The organism is Aromatoleum diolicum (assembly GCF_012910955.1).
Lineage (GTDB): Bacteria > Pseudomonadota > Gammaproteobacteria > Burkholderiales > Rhodocyclaceae > Aromatoleum > Aromatoleum diolicum.
In genome coordinates this window covers 1-19150 of sequence record NZ_WTVQ01000004.1, presented here as the reverse complement: position 1 = coordinate 19150, position 19150 = coordinate 1, and the positions used below count along the sequence as shown (strand labels likewise).

Annotated in this window: 20 protein-coding genes; 6 read left to right on the top strand and 14 right to left on the bottom strand. The window is 66.9% G+C overall.

Going from position 1 to position 19150, the window contains the following annotated elements:
• Positions 1-50: 50 nt before the first annotated feature.
• Positions 51-1208, bottom strand: a complete 1158-nt coding sequence (locus GPA25_RS03320; RefSeq protein WP_169258941.1) for a pyridoxal phosphate-dependent aminotransferase — start codon at positions 1206-1208, stop codon at positions 51-53.
• A 134-nt stretch (positions 1209-1342) separates the two neighbouring features.
• Here GPA25_RS03320 and mtnA point away from each other — a divergent pair, with 134 nt between their 5' ends.
• Both mtnA and GPA25_RS03310 read left to right on the top strand, forming a co-directional pair.
• Positions 1343-2410 carry an S-methyl-5-thioribose-1-phosphate isomerase gene (gene mtnA, locus GPA25_RS03315; RefSeq protein ID WP_169258940.1) on the top strand — a complete coding sequence of 356 codons (1068 nt, stop codon included), beginning with the start codon at positions 1343-1345 and terminating at the stop codon, positions 2408-2410.
• Complete coding sequence (locus tag GPA25_RS03310; RefSeq protein WP_169258939.1) at positions 2407-3066, top strand: class II aldolase/adducin family protein; 660 nt, start codon at positions 2407-2409, stop codon at positions 3064-3066. The genes mtnA and GPA25_RS03310 overlap by 4 nt, the downstream gene beginning before the upstream one ends.
• Here the strand turns inward: GPA25_RS03310 and GPA25_RS03305 are convergent.
• A complete protein-coding gene (locus tag GPA25_RS03305) occupies positions 3063-3941 on the bottom strand; it encodes an NAD(P)-dependent oxidoreductase (RefSeq protein WP_169258938.1) in 879 nt (292 codons plus the stop codon). The two genes, GPA25_RS03310 and GPA25_RS03305, sit on opposite strands and share 4 nt — an antisense overlap.
• The gene (locus tag GPA25_RS03300; protein ID WP_169258937.1) at positions 3941-4825 is read right to left on the bottom strand and encodes a 2-hydroxy-3-oxopropionate reductase; all 885 of its coding nucleotides are present in this window, start codon (positions 4823-4825) and stop codon (positions 3941-3943) included. The genes GPA25_RS03305 and GPA25_RS03300 overlap by 1 nt, the downstream gene beginning before the upstream one ends.
• Positions 4826-4874: 49 nt before the next feature.
• Here GPA25_RS03300 and ybiB point away from each other — a divergent pair, with 49 nt between their 5' ends.
• Positions 4875-5795, top strand: a complete 921-nt coding sequence (gene ybiB, locus GPA25_RS03295) for a DNA-binding protein YbiB (protein ID WP_169259084.1) — start codon at positions 4875-4877, stop codon at positions 5793-5795.
• A 120-nt stretch (positions 5796-5915) separates the two neighbouring features.
• Here the strand turns inward: ybiB and GPA25_RS03290 are convergent, their stop codons facing one another.
• Together GPA25_RS03290 and GPA25_RS03285 are read right to left on the bottom strand one after the other, a co-directional pair.
• The gene (locus GPA25_RS03290) at positions 5916-6806 is read right to left on the bottom strand and encodes a pirin family protein (RefSeq protein WP_169258936.1); all 891 of its coding nucleotides are present in this window, start codon (positions 6804-6806) and stop codon (positions 5916-5918) included.
• Between the two features lie 103 nt (positions 6807-6909).
• Complete coding sequence (locus GPA25_RS03285) at positions 6910-7509, bottom strand: FMN-dependent NADH-azoreductase (protein ID WP_169258935.1); 600 nt, start codon at positions 7507-7509, stop codon at positions 6910-6912.
• A gap of 304 nt (positions 7510-7813) precedes the next feature.
• Here GPA25_RS03285 and GPA25_RS03280 point away from each other — a divergent pair, with 304 nt between their 5' ends.
• On the top strand, positions 7814-8320 hold the full coding sequence (locus GPA25_RS03280; protein WP_169258934.1) for a disulfide bond formation protein B: 507 nt from the start codon (positions 7814-7816) through the stop codon (positions 8318-8320).
• A 24-nt stretch (positions 8321-8344) separates the two neighbouring features.
• On the opposite strand, the gene GPA25_RS03275 is transcribed toward GPA25_RS03280, so the two are convergent.
• The 6 genes from GPA25_RS03275 to GPA25_RS03250 all read right to left on the bottom strand — a co-directional run bounded on the left by GPA25_RS03275 (position 8345) and on the right by GPA25_RS03250 (position 14567).
• On the bottom strand, positions 8345-8653 hold the full coding sequence (locus GPA25_RS03275; protein WP_169258933.1) for a PilZ domain-containing protein: 309 nt from the start codon (positions 8651-8653) through the stop codon (positions 8345-8347).
• Between the two features lie 108 nt (positions 8654-8761).
• Positions 8762-8986, bottom strand: a complete 225-nt coding sequence (locus tag GPA25_RS03270; protein WP_211162927.1) for a YgaP family membrane protein — start codon at positions 8984-8986, stop codon at positions 8762-8764.
• Positions 8983-12237 (bottom strand): efflux RND transporter permease subunit, encoded by a 3255-nt coding sequence (locus tag GPA25_RS03265; RefSeq protein ID WP_169258932.1) that lies wholly within the window; start codon positions 12235-12237, stop codon positions 8983-8985. Before GPA25_RS03265 ends, GPA25_RS03270 begins: the two co-directional genes overlap by 4 nt.
• Before the next feature lie 11 nt (positions 12238-12248).
• On the bottom strand, positions 12249-13307 hold the full coding sequence (locus tag GPA25_RS03260) for an efflux RND transporter periplasmic adaptor subunit (protein WP_169258931.1): 1059 nt from the start codon (positions 13305-13307) through the stop codon (positions 12249-12251).
• Positions 13308-13362: 55 nt separating this feature from the next.
• Positions 13363-13749 carry a sirohydrochlorin chelatase gene (locus GPA25_RS03255; protein ID WP_169258930.1) on the bottom strand — a complete coding sequence of 129 codons (387 nt, stop codon included), beginning with the start codon at positions 13747-13749 and terminating at the stop codon, positions 13363-13365.
• Positions 13746-14567 (bottom strand): tRNA threonylcarbamoyladenosine dehydratase, encoded by an 822-nt coding sequence (locus GPA25_RS03250; protein ID WP_169258929.1) that lies wholly within the window; start codon positions 14565-14567, stop codon positions 13746-13748. Before GPA25_RS03250 ends, GPA25_RS03255 begins: the two co-directional genes overlap by 4 nt.
• A gap of 144 nt (positions 14568-14711) precedes the next feature.
• Here GPA25_RS03250 and GPA25_RS03245 point away from each other — a divergent pair, with 144 nt between their 5' ends.
• Entirely contained in the window at positions 14712-15341 is a 630-nt protein-coding gene (locus GPA25_RS03245; RefSeq protein ID WP_246265298.1) for a tetratricopeptide repeat protein, read from the top strand.
• A gap of 37 nt (positions 15342-15378) precedes the next feature.
• On the opposite strand, the gene GPA25_RS03240 is transcribed toward GPA25_RS03245, so the two are convergent.
• Positions 15379-16344 (bottom strand): MBL fold metallo-hydrolase, encoded by a 966-nt coding sequence (locus tag GPA25_RS03240; protein WP_169258927.1) that lies wholly within the window; start codon positions 16342-16344, stop codon positions 15379-15381.
• Between the two features lie 113 nt (positions 16345-16457).
• Here GPA25_RS03240 and GPA25_RS03235 point away from each other — a divergent pair, with 113 nt between their 5' ends.
• The gene (locus tag GPA25_RS03235) at positions 16458-17615 is read left to right on the top strand and encodes a MalY/PatB family protein (RefSeq protein WP_169258926.1); all 1158 of its coding nucleotides are present in this window, start codon (positions 16458-16460) and stop codon (positions 17613-17615) included.
• 78 nt (positions 17616-17693) lie between these two features.
• Here GPA25_RS03235 and ssb read toward each other — a convergent pair whose 3' ends face one another.
• Together ssb and GPA25_RS03225 are read right to left on the bottom strand one after the other, a co-directional pair.
• Positions 17694-18206 carry a single-stranded DNA-binding protein gene (gene ssb, locus GPA25_RS03230; protein ID WP_169258925.1) on the bottom strand — a complete coding sequence of 171 codons (513 nt, stop codon included), beginning with the start codon at positions 18204-18206 and terminating at the stop codon, positions 17694-17696.
• 22 nt (positions 18207-18228) lie between these two features.
• The coding region (locus GPA25_RS03225; protein WP_169258924.1) for an MFS transporter at positions 18229-19150 on the bottom strand (922 nt) is incomplete at its 5' end.

Sequence of the window (19150 nt, the reverse complement as noted above, 5' to 3'; positions counted from 1 at the left end):
GCAGGATGTAACCCGAATATCAGCCCGATGAGTTTAGCACGCACCCCGTTTCATACCCGCCGCAGCTTCTCGCACGCTGCCGCGAGCGTCGCTTCGTTTTTCGCGAAACAAAAGCGGATCACGCGCTCATCGCGCCCGTCGGCGAAGAACGCCGACACGGGAATCGCCGCAACACCGGTGTCACGCGTGAGGCGCTGCACGAAGGTGCTATCCGCTTCCCCGGAGATTGCGCCATAGCGTGCGAGCTGGAAATACGTCCCGCTCGAGGGCAGCAGTTCGAAGCGCGAGCCGGCCAGCGCATCGCGGAAGTAGTCGCGCTTGCCTTGGTAGAACGCGGCGAGCCGCTCGTGGCGCGACGCATCGCCCATGTAGTCGGCCAGCGCCAGCTGCACCGGTGTATTCACCGTAAAAACGTTGAATTGGTGCACCTTGCGGAACTCCGCCATCAGTTCGCGCGGCGCGACGACGTAGCCCACTTTCCAGCCGGTGATGTGATAGGTCTTGCCGAAGCTCGACACGACGACACTGCGCGCCGCCAACTCCGGATATTGCGCACAGCTCTCGTGCCGCAGGCCGTCGAACACGATGTGCTCATAGACCTCGTCCGAGACGATGACGATACCGGTGCCGCGTGTCAGCGCCGCGAGCCGCGCCATGTCCTCGGACGACCACACGGTCGCGGTCGGGTTGTGCGGGCTGTTGATCATGATCATGCGCGTACGCGGCGTGATCACGGCCGCGACGGCATCCCAGTCGGGCCGGTATTCGGGCGCCGCAAGCTGCATGCGCACGACGCGCCCGCCCTGCAGCTCGATAGCCGGCGCGTAGGAGTCGTACACCGGCTCGAACACGATCACCTCGTCGCCGGGATGCACCAGCGCCGCAACCGCCGTGAATAGCGCCTGCGTCGCGCCCGCGGTCACCGTGATCTCGGTCTCGGGATCGAAGTCGGTGCCGTACAGGCCGGACACCTTGCGCGCGATCGCCTCGCGCAGCGGCGCCACGCCGCCCATCGGCGCGTACTGGTTGTGGCCGCTGCGCATCCAGTGTGCGACGCGCTCGAACAACACGTCTTCCGCGTTGAAGTCGGGAAAGCCCTGCGACAGGTTGATCGCACCGCACTCCTGCGCCAGGCGCGACATCACGGTGAAGATCGTCGTACCGACGTTCGGCAGGCGGGATTCGATCGGTGAAGGAAAATGGGGCATGGTTTCACAGAGGCGTTCTGGCGATCAAGGCATTCTCGCAGAGCGCCCGCCGATCACCAATCTCCAGATCATGGACCACCACGGCGGCTGACCCGTGGCGGCGCATTCGTCCGCCGGGCAGGTAAAATAGCCCGATGTTTACCCAGCCCATCCCCACGATCAAACGCGACGGCAACACCGCCGTCATCCTCGACCAAACCCTCCTTCCGCACCGCTGCGAAGTGCGACGCCTGACGACACTCGACGAAGTCGCCACCGCGATCCACGCGATGCAGGTGCGCGGCGCCCCGCTGATCGGCGCCACCGCGGCCTTCGGCGTCGCGATCGCGCTCGTCGCCGACGCCAGCGACGCGCAACTCGAACACGCGCTGACGGCCCTCGCCGCCACCCGCCCCACCGCGGTCAACCTGCACTGGGCCCTGGGCCGCATGGCCGGGCGCCTGCGTCCCCTCGCTCCGGCAGATCGGCTCGACGCCGCGTGGCGCGAGGCCGAAGCGATCCGCCGGAATGATGCCGAAATGTGCGCCGCGATCGGCCGACATGGCTACGCCATCCTCGAACGCCTTGCCACGGGGCTCGACCGGCCGCTGCGCGTGATGACCCACTGCAACGCCGGCTGGCTCGCGACCTGTGGCGCCGGTACCGCGCTGGCCCCGGTGTATGAAGCGCAGGCGCGCGGTCTGCCGGTCGAGGTCTGGGTCAGCGAGACGCGCCCGCGCAACCAGGGCCTGCTCACCGCGTGGGAACTGCGCGAAGCGCGCGTGCCGCTGCGCCTGATCGCCGACAACGCCGCCGGCATCCTGATCGCGCGCGGCGACGTCGACGTCGTGATCACCGGCGCCGACCGCGTCGCCGCCAACGGCGATGCAGCGAACAAGGTCGGCACCTATCTGAAGGCACTCGCAGCGCGCGAACACGGCGTGCCCTTCTACATCGCGGCGCCGTTCTCGACAGTCGATTTCGCGTGCGCGGACGGCGCCGCGATCCCGATCGAAGACCGTGGCGCCGGCGAAGTGTGCACCGTGCTGGGGCTTGCCGACGACGGCGCGGTACGCAGCCTGCGCCTTGCTCCGGAATCCACTGCCGCGGCAAACCCGGCGTTCGACGTGACGCCCGCACGCTGCATCAGCGGCATCATCACCGAGCGCGGCATCTGCGAGCCGGCACGGCTGCGCGACCTGTACCCGGAAGCGCAGGCATGACGGACTCCGCCCCCCCCGAAGCGCAACGGCGCGAGGAACTGCTCGCGACCGCGCGCGCGATGAGCATCGCGCGGCTCAATACCGGCACGGCCGGCAACGTCAGCGTGCGCACGGCCGACGGCATGCTGATCACGCCCAGCGGCATGCCACCGGACGCCTGCTGCGCCGACGACATGGTTGCCGTAAGCTCCGACGGCACGCCGACCGGCCGTCTCGCCCCGTCAAGCGAATGGCGCTTCCACCACGACCTGTACTCGCGACGCCCCGAGTCCGGGGCGATCCTGCACGCGCACGCGCCCTTCGCCACCGCGCTCGCCTGCCAGCGGCTGGAGATCCCGCCCTTCCACTACATGATCGCGCGCTTCGGCGGCAACACGGTGCGCTGCGCGGATTACGCGACCTTCGGCACACAGGCACTCTCGGACAACATCCTCGCGGCGATGGAAGACCGCTCCGCGTGCCTGATGGCCAACCACGGCATGCTGGTGTTCGGCCGCAACCTCGCCAACGCGCTGGCGCTGGCAATCGAATTCGAGACGCTGTGCGAGCAGTACTGGCGCACCCGCCAGCTCGGCGAGCCGGTGCTGCTGTCGGACGCGGAAATGGCCGAAGTGGTCGAACGCTTCCGCTGGTACGGCAAGCCGCAGGCGCGTTAGTCCCGCTTTGCGACGCTCACCTCCAGCACGCGCAGCAAGCTGGAAGTGTCGTCGCGCCCGCTACCGCTCGCCATCAGCGCATTCAACTGCTGCCACACCTGCGCGGCGATCGGCAGCGGCACGCCAAGCTTCACCGCCTCGTCCATCAGGATGCCGAAATCCTTGTGATGCAGGCGCGCCTCGACGCCGGCGGCGAAGTCACGGCGCACCATCCGATCGCCCATCACCTCCAGCACGCGCGACGCCCCCGATCCTCCCATCAGCGCGCTGCGCACCGCGGCGAGATCGACGCCGTGCGCCCGGGCCAGATGCATCGCTTCGGCGCAGGCCTGGATCGCCGCCACCATGATCATCTGGTTGCAGGCCTTGGCCACCTCGCCGGCACCGTTGTCGCCGACGTGCACGATTGCGCGTGCAAAGCATTCCAGCAGCGGACGCACGCGCTCGAGCACGGCCGCGTCGCCACCGACCATCATCGCCACCGTCCCCGCCTCGGCCGCGGTCGATCCGCCCGACACCGGCGCATCGAGCATCGCCGCGCCGTACCCGGCGAGCGTCGCGGCGATGCGGCGTGTGCAGTCCGGCGCGATGGTACTCATGTCGACATGCACCCAGCCGGGGTGCGCCCCTTCGATGAAGCCACCCTCGCCGAGCGCAACGCGTTCGACATCCGCACTGGTCGTGATGATCGTGAACGCCACCTCGGTCGCCGCGGCCAGCGTGGCCGGCGTCGCATGCACCACCGCGCCACTGCCGGCGAACGGCACGACGCTCTCCGGGCGCCGCGCCCACAGGTGCAGGCGATGGCCCGCGCGCTGCAGGTGCTGCGCCATCGGACGCCCCATCGCCCCCAGACCGACGAATCCGACCTCCATCAGCCCTGCTCCTCCCCGCCGCTCATGCGTTCCAACAACTTGAGCATCGCGATCGAGTCGTCCTCGCCGAGTCCGCTGCCGACCATTGCGTTGAACATCTGCGCGGTGGCCGCCGACGACGGCAGCGCCAGCCCCAGCCGGTGCGCCTCCTCCATGACGATACGCATGTCCTTCTGGTGCATCCACGCCTTGAAACCGGGCTTGAAGTTGCGGTCTAGCATGCGCTGGCCGTGATTTTCCAGCACGCGCGAGTAGGCAAAGCCGCCGAGCAGCGCTTCGCGCACCTTTCCGGCATCGACGCCGCTCTTGCGCGCGAAATTTAGCGCCTCGGCCACCGCCGCGACGCCAACCCCGGTGAGGATCTGGTTGCACGCCTTGGCGACCTGGCCGGCGCCGCTCGCGCCGATCAGCGACACGGTCTTGCCCATTGCTGCGAACAGCGGCTTGGCGCGCTCGAAGGCCGCGGCATCGCCGCCGACCATGATCGTCAGGTTCGCGTTGATCGCACCGACCTCGCCGCCGGACACCGGCGCGTCGAGCATCTCGATACCTCGCGCCTTGAGTTTCGCCGCGATCGCCTGCGCCGCCGCCGGCGCGATGGTGCTCATGTCGACGAAGATCAGGCCCGGCCGTGCGCCGTCGGCAACGCCATTCGGCCCGAGCGCGACGTGTTCGACGTCCGGCGCATCGGCGACCATGCTGATGACGACTTCGGCGTGCGCCGCAAGGTCGGCTGCGCTCGCGCAATCCCCCGCGCCGGCGTCGAGCAGCGGCTGCATCGATTCGCGCCGACGACTCCACACATGCACCTGATGACCTGCACGCAACAGATTCAGCGCCATCGGGCGCCCCATCAGACCGAGTCCGATGAATCCGACTTCCATGATCGATTCTCCTGTGGCTGGAACGCACATGGCGACGCATAATCGCGCCATGACCTACGCCCCCATCATCAAGGAAATCGGCCGCGGCGCCAAGGGCGCGCGCGACCTCGACGCGGCCCAGGCGGAGCATCTGTTTGGCGACATTCTGGATGGCAAGGTGCCAGACCTCGAACTCGGCGCGATCGTCATTTCGCTGCGCATCAAGAGCGAGTCGCGCGACGAGTTGCTCGGCTTCAAGCGCGCGATCGACGCACGCTGCCCGCAGGTGGCGGTGCCGCCAGGGCCGCGCTGCGTGATCCTGCCGACCTACAACGGCGCGCGCCGCCAGGCCAACCTGATGCCGCTGGTAGCCATGCTGCTCGCGCGCGAAGGCGTGCCCGTCCTCATCCAGGGAAGGCACGATTTCGAGTCGCGCGTAAGTCCGTTCGAACTGCTCGCGGCGCACGACATCCATCCGGCCCTCGGTGTCGGCGAGGCCCATCGCACCTTGACGGAGCGGCGCATCGCCTGCCTGCGCCTCGACGAACTGCTGCCGGGCATGGATCGCCTGCTGAGCCTGCGCCTGCGCCTGGGCGTGCGCGGCAGTGGCCACACGATGGCGAAGCTGATCGACCCGTGCGCCGGCCGCAGTGTACGCGTGGTCGCCGTGACCCACCCGGAGTACCTCGAACGCATGCACGAGTTCCTCGTCGCCGACGGCGGCCGCGCGCTATTGATGCGCGGCACCGAGGGGGAGGCCTACGCGAATCCGCGCCGCCGTCCTGCGATGCAGGTATTCCGGGACGGCGTCGCGGAACTCGCGTGGCCGGCCGAGGAAGGCGGCGCACCGCCGCTCGAGAGCGTACCGGACGCACCCGCGGTCACGGAAAATGCCGCGCTGATCCGCGCGATGCTAGCCGGCGAGGTCGCCGTCCCGCAACCGGTGCGGGACCAGGTCGCGGCGCTGGTCCGGCTCGCCAAGGAAGATTGATCGCCGCGTCAAGGCATCCCGTAGGCGCGGTCAGGGTGAGCAAGGAAATTCGCGCCTGAAGCCGCTCCTGCAAGGACACGGCGTACGGCGGGCGGGGGCTTGCTCGCGCCCCCCTTTTCGTCACGCTCCGCCGGCAAATCGCCCTTCGCGGAAATCCATCACCGCTGTCTGCAATTCGGCCTGGGTGTTCATGACGAACGGGCCGTACTGTGCGATCGGCTCGCCGAGCGGGCGGCCGGCGACCAGCAGCACGCGTGCCGGCGCGTCGCCTGCTTCGATCACGACGCCATCAGCCGTCGCGCTGCTGGCAAGGATCGCCATGCGCTGTTCGGTGACGCTCGTGCCGGACACCTCGACCTTGCCGCGATACACGTACACAAACGCGTTGTGCCCCGCCGGCAGCGCCTGTTCGAAGCGTGCGCCTGCCGGCAGATGGACGTCGAGATACAGCGGTGCCGTCGCGTCGCGCGTCACCGCACCCGTGACACCGTGGCTTTCACCGGCAATCACCGTCGCCTGCACGCCGTCGTCGGTCATAAAGGACGGCAGCTCCGCCGCGGCGAAATCGCGATACCAGGGCGCACACATCTTGTCGCGCGCCGGCAGGTTCAGCCACAGCTGGAAGCCTTCCATCACGCCGTCCTCCTGCTCGGGCATCTCGGAATGGATGACGCCGCGCCCGGCCGTCATCCACTGCACGCCGCCGTTCTCGAGCAGGCCTTCGTGACCGGCGCTGTCGCGATGACGCATGCGTCCGGCGATCATGTATGTGATGGTCTCGAAGCCGCGGTGCGGATGATCCGGAAAACCCGCGAGGTAGTCGCCAGGATCGCTGCTGCCGAAGGCATCGAGCATCAGGAAGGGGTCGAGCCGGCGCTGCAGCGGCTGGGTCAGCACACGCGTAAGCTTGACCCCCGCACCGTCGGAGGTGGCCTGACCGGCGACCAGACGCTCGACGTTGCGGGGCTGGGTAACGCATTCGGCTTGTAGGGCGAGTCGTTCGACGGACATGGAGCAATCCTCCTCGGTTCGGGCAAAGGCGGCATCACCACCCGCGCCCGGACTGAGGCCCGGGGCGGGCGCCGCATCACTATTAGGGTCGCGGCGATGCCGTTCAGGCGAACGCCGCCTCGATATCGCGTTGGGCTTCGGCAAAGGCCTGTTGTTCCGCGTCCGGCCCCATCGCCAAGCCCTCGGCGAAGGCGAAACGCACGTCGGTCATGCCGAGGAAGCTGAAGACGGCCGTTAGGTAGGGCACCTGCGAATCCAGCGTGGTGTCACGGTAGCGACCGCCACGAGCGAAGGCGACGTACACCGTCTTGCCCTTGAGCAGCCCTTCCGGCCCGTTCGCCGTATATTGGAAAGTGACCTTGGCGCGAGCGATCGCGTCGATCCAGTTCTTCAACTGCGCCGGTACGCCGAAGTTGTACATCGGCACGCCGATCACCACCGCGTCGGCGGCCTGGATCTCGGCGATCAGGGCGTCGTCGAGGGCCACGCGCGCTGCCTGTTCCGGCGTGCGCTGTTCGGCCGGGGTGAACAAGGCGCCGAGTGCGGCTTCGTCGAGCACCGGATGCGGGTTGCGGGCGAGGTCGCGAACCACCACGCTTGCGCCGGCGTTTTCGGCGCGCAGGCGCTCGACGATCGTGCCGGCGAGTCGGGTGGAGTTGGAACCTTCGCTACGGGCACTGGAATTGATCTGCAGGATGTTCATGACGTTCTCCGTGGTGTTGGCTTGTCGATGGGGCAACTTTAGGCGATTAATTGTTGCCAATAAAAGCCGCACTCACGCATAACACTATTGCTCCAATTGCAGCAATTCAGCCTGCGCGTCGTGGATCACTACGCACGACTCGATCACGCAAATCGGGTCCGGCAGCCAGATCAGGCGCCACCCCCACGGCGATGCCGTGAGCATGCACCGGAAAATCGCCCCGCGCCGCTGAACTTTTCCGTCCTGGCGGCGACGAACCCGCCTGACTGCCCTACAATCGCGCCTCGTTCACACGCTCAACTCGATGATGAATCCATCCACCCTGTCACCTCGCGTCCTGTTCCTGAGCCTGTCCGCCGTCTGCGTCGGCTTGCTGGGATTCGGCCTGTACCTGCAGCACTACGTCGGGCTCGACCCCTGCCCGATGTGCATCATGCAGCGCTACGCCTTCATCGCCATCGCCGTCACCGCGCTGGTCGGCGGACTGCACAATCCGGGTCGAACAGGCACGCGGGTTTACGCCGGTCTGACCCTGCTGGCTGCGCTGACAGGTGGCGGCATCGCGGCTCGCCAGAGCTGGATCCAGATCTACCCGCCGGAAGTGGCCGAATGCGGCCCGGACCTGGAGTTCATGCTCGGCAGCTTTCCGCTGGCCGATGCATTGCCGATGATTTTTCAGGGGTCGGGCGACTGCACCAAGGTCGACTGGAGTTTCCTCGGCCTGTCGATTGCGAACTGGTCGCTGGTGACGCTGACGCTGATCGCCGTGGGCGCGATCGCCCTGATGCTGCGGCGCGAATCGCGCGCCTGAACCCGCCAAGGGATGACGGGCGCTTCAGCCAACCACGCGAACGGTGGTGCCGCCGATCTCGTATATCCCTTGCCCGACTGAGTGGCAGCGCTTGACTTCGAGCCGTGTCACCAGCGGCGGGCGGGACACCTGGCCGGCAGGCGAGGCGACCGCGACTTCGAGCACCTCCAACTGGCCCGGTACGTAAGCGGCGCGCAGCGTCATGCCGCCGACGCTGATTTCGATGCATTCGGCCGGAATCGTTTCGCCGCTCTGCAGCCGGATGCTTGCCGGGCAACCAAGCGGAATGCGACGGTCAAGCCGCCGTTCGATGTGGGATACGCGATCGTTCATGAGGCTGCATGCAGACTGAGAGGTCGGTAACGGCCTGATTGTAGCCTTACGGCATCGCGAAATCCGAATCCTTTCTTGGCCTGTCCCGCCGCAGGCGCGTTCCGCGTATCAATGGCAGGCGGGGCCGTCCGGAACGCCAGCCTTGCGCAGGAAGATTTCCAGCGGGCAGAAGCGTGTGAAACCACTCTGGAACAGGTTCGCGCCGACGAAGACGGTAAACCACAGGAAGTTCTTGCTGACGAACAGCGGCGAACCCTCGACTCCGAGCGCGAGCGAGATCAGCACGAAGGCGCCGGCAAAGATGCGGACGAACTGGTTGACGGTCAGGTTCATGGTGTTTCTCCCTTGAGTTGCGCGACGCGGTTGCGCATCGCGGCGAAATACAGCACCGGAATGACGACGAGCGTCAGCACGGTGGATACGAAGATGCCGAAGATCAGGCTGATCGCGAGCCCGTTGAAGATCGGGTCGTCGAGGATGAACAGCGCGCCGATCATCGCGGCGAGTGCGGTGAGGCCGATCGGCTTGGCGCGCACCGCGGCGGCGCGGATCACCGCCTCGCCCAGCTCCATGCCGGCACGTACCTGCTGGTTGACGAAATCGACGAGCAGGATCGAGTTGCGCACGATGATGCCGGCGAGCGCGATCATGCCGATCATCGAGGTCGCGGTGAATTGCGCGCCGAGTAGCGCGTGGCCGGGCATCACGCCGATGATCGTCAGCGGAATCGGCGCCATGATGATCAGCGGCGCGAGATAGCTGCGGAACTGCGCGACCACCAGCAGGTAGATCAGGATCAGCCCAACCGCATAGGCCGCGCCCATGTCGCGAAAAGTTTCGTATGTGACTTGCCATTCGCCGTCCCACTTCACGCTGTAGCCGGCGTAGGGGTCGGTGGGCTGGCGGATGAACCACTCGCCGAGCGTGCCAGCAAGCCCCGCCGCACCGTCGAGCGGCATACCATTGATCTGCGATCGGATGTCGAACATGCCATACAGCGGTGAGTCGAGCCGCCCACCCATGTCGCCGGTCACATACACCACCGGCAGCAGATCCTTGCGGTAGATCACCTGTTCGCGCGCGGTCTCCTGCACACGCACCAGCTCCGACACCGACACCAGCGTGCCGTCGCGCGCGCGCACCTTCAGCGCGAGGAGGGCGTCGACGCTCGACTGACGCTCCGGCGGCAACTGGATGCGCACCGGGATCTCGTACTTGTTGTCGCCGCCGTGAATCGGCGTGACGTCCTCGCCCGACAGGCCCAGGCGCACCACCTCGACGATGTCGGCCTGCGCGACCCCCATCCTCGCCGCCTTCGCCTGATCGACGCGCAGCAGGAGTTTCGGCGCCGCCTCATCGACGGTGTCATCGACGCCGACGATGTCCGCCGTGCCCTCGAAGGCCGTACGCACCTTGGCCGCGACGGCAACCTGCCCGGCGTAGTCCGGCCCATACACTTCGGCGACGATCGGCGAGAGCACCGGCGGCCCCGGCGGCACCTCGACGACCTTGGCGTTGCCGCCAGCCGCCAGCGCGATGCGCGTGACTTCGTCGCGCACCGACACCGCGATCTCGTGGCTCTTGCGCTCACGATGCGCCTTGTCGACGAGATTCACCTGGACATCACCCATCTCGGGCGCACTTCTCAGGTAGTACTGGCGCACCAGGCCGTTGAAGTTGATCGGGCTCGCCGTCCCCGCATACGCCTGCCAGTCGCTGACTTCCGCAACGCCGCCGAGATGCTCGCCGATCGCGCGCAGCACGCGCGCCGTCTCCTCGACGGGCGTGCCCACCGGCATGTCGAGCACGACCTGGAACTCGCTCTTGTTGTCGAAGGGCAGCATCTTCATCACGACCAGTTGCACGGCCGGGAGCGCCACCGACACGACAATCAGCACCAGCACCGCGAGCCACAGCTTGAGCCGCGCGCGACCGCCCTTCAGCGGGTCGAGCATTGGCGTCATCGTCTTGCGGAAGACGCGGTCGAGCCTGGCGGTGAGCTTATCCTCGCCCTCGTGGTGGTGCGCATCGACCGACTTCAGCAGCTTCTGCGCGAGCCACGGCGTGACGACGAAGGCGACCGCGAGCGAGATGAACATGCCCATCGACGCGTTGATCGGGATCGGGCTCATGTAGGGCCCCATCAGCCCGGTGACGAAGGCCATCGGCAATAGCGCCGCGATCACCGTAAAGGTTGCCAGGATCGTCGGCCCGCCGACCTCATCGACGGCGCGCGGGATCAGCTGCCACAGTTGCGTGTCCGGCTCCAGGGTGTGCCAGCGGTGGATGTTCTCGACGACGACGATCGCGTCATCGACGAGGATGCCGATGGAAAAGATCAGCGCGAAGAGACTCACCCGGTTCAGCGTGAAACCCCACGCCCAGGACGCGAACAGCGTCGCTGCGAGCGTCAGGCCAACGGCGACGCCGACGATCAGCGCCTCGCGCGCGCCGAGCGCGAAGAACACCAGCAGCACCACCGCGGCGGTCGCGAACACGAGCTTGCCGATCAGGGTGTTCGCCTTGTCATTGGCGGTCTTGCCGTAGTTGCGCGTGACCGTGAACTCGACGCCATCGGGAATGATCTCGCCCCGCAATGCCTCGGCACGCGCGACAACATTGTTGGCGACATCGGCGGCGTTCGCACCGGGCTTCTTCGAGATTGCCAGCGTCACCGCCGGGAACACGCCGGCTTCCGCAATCCCCGCCTGCGCTGCGGCCGCGCCGGTGCCGAACCACACGTACTGCGAAGGCTGATCGGGGCCATCCTCGACGCGCGCGACGTCGCGCATGAACACCGGCTTGCCGCCGGCGACGCCGACGACGAGACTGCGCACGTCATCCGCCGACTCCAGGTAGGTGCCGGTCTGCACCAGCACCTCGCGGTTGCCGGCGACGAGGTTGCCGGCCGGCTGCGACGCGTTCGCGAGCTGCAGCGCCGCGCGCGTGTCCTGCGCGGTCACGCCATGCGCGTTCATGCGCTGCGTGTCCATCAGCACGCGGACCACGTGACCGGGACCGCCGATGGTCGTCACGTCGCGCGTGCCGTCAACTCGTTTCAGCTCCAGTTCGACCGCGCGCGACACCTGCTGCATGTCGAAGCCGGCGCGCTCGGGGTCGGCGGTCCAGAAGGTCAGGCTGACGATCGGCACGTCGTCGATGCCCTTCGGCTTGACGATGGGTTCGCCGACGCCCAGTTGCGGGCTCAGCCAGTCCTTGTTGGAGTGGATCGTGTCGTACAGCTTGACCAGCGCGTCCTGGTTCGGCACGCCGACCTCGAACTGCACCGTGATCACCGCCATGCCGGGGCGCGACACCGAGTACACGTGCTCGACGCCGGCCATGCGCGACAACACCTGCTCGGCCGGCCGCGCGACCAGCGCCTCGACGTCGCGCGCCGACGCGCCCGGGAAGGGCACCAGCACGTTCGCCATCGTCACGTCGATCTGCGGCTCTTCCTCCTTGGGCGTGATCAGCGTCGCGAACACCCCCAGCAAAAGCAGGATCAGCGCCAGCAGCGGGGTCAGCGCGTTGCGCTGGAAGGCGCCGGCGATGCGGCCGGAGATGCCTAGCGGAGTGCTCATGATCGCCCCCGTCAGCGCGCGGCCGCGGCCGCGGTCCGGGCAGCCCGGGCCGCGATGCCCGCCTGCACCGGATCGAGCGCAATGTCCTCGCCACCGCCGAGCCCTGCGAGCACCTCGACGCTGCCGTCGGCGAGCGGTTCGCCGGCACGGATCTGGCGCAGACCGAAGCCCCCCTTGCCGTCGGCGACATACACGCCGGTGATTTCGCCACGACGCAGGATGGCCGTGGCCGGCACTGCGATGCGCGAGCCTTCGCCGGTGGTGAAATGCACGCGCGCGAACATGCCCGGCACCAGCCCTTCGGCATTCGCCGGCAGATCGACGCGCACGCGCACGGTGTGGGTACGCGGATCGGCCGCCGGCAGCACCGTGACGCCCGCCGCGTCGAACCAGCGGCCGGACTCCGGCAACTCGATGCGAGCCTTCAGCTGCCCGTCGGCAAGTCCACCGAGGCGCTGCTGCGGCACGTCGACCACCGCACGCATCGCAGCCGGGTCATACACCGTGACCAGCTGCCGGCCCGGCTGGGCCATCTCGCCTTGCTCGACATGGCGCGCCGCGACCAGCCCGGTCATCGGCGCGAGGATCGTCGTATAGCCCTGCGCCGTCGCTGCCTGACCACGCCCCGCACGCGCCGCGCGCAGCTGCGCCTCGGCCGCATCGAAGGCCGCCTTCGCCTGATCGAGCGCCGACCGGCTGACAAACTTGCGTTCGACAAGACTGCGCGTGCGCTCGTAGGCCGCCTTCGCATTGATCTGATTGGCCTGCGCCTGCGCGACCCCGGCTTCAGCACCGGCGACTGCCTGGCTGGCTTCGGCCGCATCGATACGCAGCAGCACGTCGCCTTTCACCACGCGATCGCCCGCATCGACGTTCAATGCGACGATGCGCCCCGGCACCTGCGCCGCCAGCGTCGCCTGATGTACGGCTTCGAGCGTGGCCTCTGCCGGATGCGTCAATGCGACCGCACGCGCCTCGACGCGCTGGGTCGGCACCTGTGCCTGCGCCATGCCGGCAAGTGCCAGCGCGAGCGATGGCAACACGAATCGGATGATGGAATATTTACACATGAATATCAGTTTATTCTAATATTCATGCAAGTCAACACCCCGGAATGCTCACTCCTCAGGTTAAGGGGGCGGTGACACAGCGGTGCGCGTACGCAGCCATGGCCGCGATTACGCTGTCGGCTTCCCCCACCGCAAGCGCCTGTACGATCTCGCATTCGGGATGGCGCGCGCGCGCCTCGGCGACCAGCTTCGGCACGTCGCTCTTGAGGTGGCCGCCTTGCGCGATGAACATTGGCACCACGGCTATCCGCCGCACCCCCTGTGTCGTCAGCTTGTCGATCACGCCTTCGAGCGTCGGCTGCATGAATTCGAGGAAGGCGAGTTCGACCTGCAGGTCCGGCGCCAGGGCCAGCAGGCGCTCGCGCGTGCGCTGCATCGGCCGCGCCCACTCGGGGTCGCGCGCCCCATGTCCAAACAGCACCACGGCGTTTTTATCATTCATGCTTGCGTCTCGACAGGATCAGGACTCGCGTCGACCGGCGCCGCGAGCAGACGTTCGATCGCACGCGCCGCCGCGAACATGCCGACGCTCGCCGTCACCGCCACGCTCGACCCGTAACCCGCGCAGGCGAGCCCCTGCGGCCCGTGCGGCAGATCGCAGGCGAGGTCGTCGAGGCGCAGCGGCTCGCACGAGTACACCGCCTCGATACCGAACGGGCGTTTCGGATTGCGCGGGAAGCCATGTTCGGCGCGCAGCCGCTTGCGCACCTTCGCGAGCAACGGATCCTGCTCGGTTCGTGACAGGTCATCGACGCGGATCTTCGCCGGATCGGTCTTGCCACCCGCTCCGCCGGCGACAATCAGCGGAATGCGACGTCGCTTGCACACCAGCACGATCGCCACTTTCGCCCGCACGTTGTCGATCGCATCGACAACGACGTCGAAATCCCGCAGCAATTCATCAGCGTTGTCGGGCGTGACGAAGTCCTCGACGGTCGCGACGTGTGCATGCGGATTGATTGCGCGGATGCGCTCGGCCATCGCGAGCACCTTGGCCTGCCCGAGTGTCGGATCGAGGGCATGGATCTGGCGATTGATGTTGGACTCGGCGACGTGGTCGAGGTCGATCAGCGTGATCTGCCCGACACCACTGCGCGCAAGCGCTTCGGCAATCCACGAGCCGACGCCGCCAACGCCGATCACGCACGCGTGCGCACGCTCGAGCCGGGTCGGCGCCGCCGCGCCGTACAGACGGGCGATGCCGCCAAAACGCCGCTCGCGGTCGACGTCGGCAGTGGTTTCGATGCTCAGGCCGGACATGGAATCCGCAGCAATATGAAGAAGGCTGGATGTTACCGCAGCGCGGGCCCGCTGAACTCCGCCGCGCACCTTCGCTCCAACGGTGCGAAGGGAGGATCCACAATGCGCCGCACGGCTTACCGAGCCTTACTCTGCGTTGGACTGTTGGCCGTCATCACCCCCGTCCGGGCGGAAAGCACGCCCCCTGCAGTGCTCGCGGAAAATGCGGTCGGAGCCTATGAGGCGGGCCGCCTCGACGAAGCCGCACGCCTGTTCGAGCGCGCTGCGCGCGCTGGCAATCGCCTCGCGCAATTCAATCTCGCAATGATGCTGTATCGCAAGGAAACCACCGACGCGGAACCCGATGCCGCGTGGCGTTGGCTGCGACGTGCGGCCACCGCCGGCCTGTCGCAGGCGCAATTCAATCTGGCCCTGCTTTATGACCATGGCAACGGCGTAAAAAAATCACTGCCGACTGCAGCCGAATGGTATCGCCGCGCCGCCGAACAAGGCCACACCGAAGCCCAAATCAGCCTGGCTTCGATGTACTTCGTCGGCCAGGGCGTTGCACGCGACTACGCAGCGGCGGCACGCTGGTACCTCGCCGCCGCACGCAGCGGCCATGTCGGCGCGCAGTACATCATCGGATCCATGTACGAGGCCGGCGACGGCGTCGCAGCCGACGTGCAGCAAGCGGCCCACTGGTATCTCCAGGCGGCGCAGCAGGGCGACATCGTCGCGCGCGAAAAGTATCAGGCACTCAATGCGCAACCGGAGCCCGCGCCGACACAATGACGCCCGCACAGCCCCCCAGTGGTACGCCCAGGCGGGCTCAGGCCGACGTCAGTTCACGCAGCGCGCAGTCATCCAGCCAGATCCCCAGCCCCTGCGCATTGAGCTCAAGGTCCGTACGCAGCACCTCGAATATCTCATCCTCAGTCAGGCACCAGCCCTGACGCTCCGCCTCTTCGCGCACGATTTGCTCCAATCCGGCAAGGATCTCGACATGCCGCGCCACACCGTCGCCGCGCGCGGCACGCGCCACGGCGACCTGCGTATCGATCAGCCGGTGCAGGTCGGCCGCCAGGCGCTCGACCTCGGTGACGCGGCTGTAATGCGTGAGATACATCGCTTCGGGATGGAAACTCATCAGGCGGTCGATCGACGCGTGCAGCGCGTCCGGATCGAATTGTGTCGGCGTCGTCGTCGGAAACACGAAAGCACGGCCTTCGACATCCAGCTCCCGATATGACAGACCGAAGACATCCCCGGTAAAGAACGCCCGCGCCGTTTCATCCCAGATACAGATATGGTGTTTCGCATGCCCTGGGGTCTCCAGAATGCGCAAGCGACGACCCGCCAGATCCAGCTCAAGCCCCTCGTTTGCCTCGACGATGCGCTCCGCCGCAACCGGGGCAAGCCGGCCATACAGCGCGAAAGCGCGTTCGGCACCGTACACTGCGGAAGTCCCCTCCCACAGTTTTGCGGGGTCGATCATATGGCGTACACCGCGCGGATGAACCACCAGCATTGCATTGGGAAACGCGCACATCAGGCTGCCCGCGCCGCCGGCATGATCCAGATGGATGTGCGTCAGAATCACCCACAGCACCTGTTCCGGTGCGATGCCCGCTGCAGCCAGTGCCGCCAGCACCTGCGGCGCCGACGCATTGGTGCCGGTGTCCACCACCGCCGCACGGCCGTGATGGATGATGAGATGGATCGCCGCCAATCCGGGCCGGCAATAACCGGAGTCCACCGCGAGAATTCCGTCCGGGTGGGCGGTCAGGTGTTGCACGATTGTGTTCCTCCGACAGGAGCGAGTAATTTTTGTTAATTGTATCCCTCGCACGTCAATATCGCCCGGCTAGGCCACCGAACTTGCACACGGCAACAACAAGGAATTGACGCATGCCCCACGCTTCATTCGACTTCGACAAGGTCCCCGATCGCAGCCTCATGCCCGGCGAGAAGTGGGGGCGCTATGCAGGTCTTGATGTCCTGCCGCTGTGGGTCGCCGACATGGACTTCGCCGCCCCGCCGGCGGTGATCGACGCCCTGCACCGGCGCATCGACCACGGCGTATTCGGCTATACCGATGCCTGGCCCGGACTCATCGACGCGGTCGTCGAAGGCGTCGCCCGCGACCATGCGTGGCACATCGGAGCGGACTGGCTGGTGTGGCTGCCCGGCGTCGTCACCGGCTTCAACCTCGCTTGCCGCGCCACCGGCGAAGCCGGCGACGAAGTATTCACCGCCACGCCGGTCTATCCGCCGTTCCTCACCGCCCCCGCCAACAGCGAACGCCGCCTCGTCACCCACCCGCTGACACTTGCCGACGGACGCTGGGGCTGGAACCGCAGCGCCGTCGAGGCCGCGATAAGCCCGCGCACCCGCCTGCTGATGCTGTGCAACCCGCACAACCCGGTCGGTCGCGTATTTGACCGCGATGAACTCGAGTGGATCGCCGGACTCGCGGCACGCCACGACCTCGCCATCTGCTCGGACGAAATCCACTGCGGACTGGTGCTCGATCCCGCCACGCCGCACATCCCGATCGCCGCACTCGACGCGTCGACAGCCCGCCGCAGCATCACGCTGATGGCCCCGTCGAAAACCTGGAACATCCCCGCGCTGTACTGCGCCTTCGCGATCATCCCCGACCGCAAACTGCGCCAGCGCTTTCGTCACGCGATGCGCGGCATCGTGCCGCACCCCAACGTGCTCGGCATGGTCGCCACCGAAGCCGCCTACCGCGACGGCGGCCCCTGGCGTGCGGCGCTGCTCGATTACCTGCGCCACAACCGCGATCTGGTGATCGACGCCGTCGCCACCATGCCTGGACTCTGTGCCACCCCGCCCGAAGCGACCTACCTCGCATGGATCGACTGCCGCGACGCGGGCCTCGACGAGCCGGTGAAGTTTTTCGAGACTGCCGGCGTGGGCCTGTCCGACGGCACGCCCTTCAGCATGCCCGGTTTCGTGCGCCTTAATTTCGGCTGCCCACGCGCGCTGCTGAACGAAGCACTACAGCGAATGCAACGCGCACTGCACACACGTCGCGTGTAGAGCGCCGAGGACTCCCGCCAAATGAAAAGCCCGCACAGCGGCGGGCCTTTACTCTACATCTGCGACCTTAGCTGCGCGTCAGAACGGGATGTCGTCGTCAAAATCCCCGAAACCACCGCCCGACTGACTCGGAGCCTTCGGCGCGGCCGGCTGCTGCGGCGCCTGCCGCGCCGGGGCCTGCGCCTGTGCCGGCGCTGCATCGTAGCCACCACCACCCTCATACTGGCGCATCGGCGCATCACCGCCGCCCGCCCCTTGGCGCGAGCCGAGCATCTTCATCTCGTCGGCACGGATCTCGGTCGTATAGCGGTCCTGCCCGTCCTTGTCCTGCCACTTGCGCGTCTGCAGACGCCCTTCGACGTACACCTGGCTGCCCTTGCGCAGGTATTGCGCGGCGATCTCTGCCAGCCGGCCGAAGAACACGACACGATGCCACTCCGTCTGTTCCTTCTTCTCGCCAGTCGCCTTGTCTTTCCAGGTCTCGCTGGTGGCGATCGTAAGGTTGCAGATCGCATCACCGCTGGGCGCGTAACGGGTTTCCGGGTCCTTGCCCAGATTGCCGATCAGAATAACTTTGTTCAGGGAAGCCATCCGGTTCTCCTCGGGTATCAGATTAGTGCGCCGCCGCGGCCGGCGTGACACGGCGGGCGGGCGGGTTCATGGAGGCTGCAAGCAGCAGCCAGGTCAAAGCAAGCAATGCGCAGACAAGATTCACCGCCGCACTGCCGAAATTCTGGGCGATCCAGCCACCGAGCATGCCGCCGAGAAACAGGCCCACCGACTGCAGGGTGTTGTAGATACCCAGCGCCGTACCCTTGGCGTGAGCCGGCGCGATCTTCGAGATCCACGACGGCAGGATCGCTTCAAGCACGTTGAAAGCGACAAAGAACAGCGTCAGCCACAGCGTCAATGCGACGACACTCTGGCCGAAGGCATACAGGCCGATCTGCACGACCAGCAGCAGCCCAATCGCGCCATTGAACACCGCCTTCATTTTGTTGCGCCGCTCGGCCGCAATCACCGCCGGCACCATCACGGCAAACGACACGATCACTGCCGGCAGATACACCTTCCAGTGCTCGGGCAACGGCAGATTGCCGCCCGCGACCAGTGCAGCCGGCACCAGCACCCACATCGCCGTCTGGATCAGATGCAGCACAAATACGCCGACGTTGAGCCGCATCAATTGCCCATTGCGCAGCACATCGGCAAATCGCCCGCCTTTTGCACGCGGCACGGGCGGCGCCACCGGCACCACATACACCACCACGCCGATCGCCGCGAATGCCAGACCGGCCGTCAGCCAGAAGATGCCCCCCATGCCGATCGCGGCATACAGTAGCGGCGCCGCAACCATCGAGGCCGCGAACACCAGACCGATGCTGGAGCCGATCATGGCCATCACCTTGGTGCGATGCTGGTCGCGAGTCAGGTCGGCCGCAAGTGCCGTCACCGCCGCGGAGATCGCCCCCGCCCCCTGCAGCACGCGACCGACGATCACGACGTAAATGCTGTCCGCAAGCGCCGCCACGACG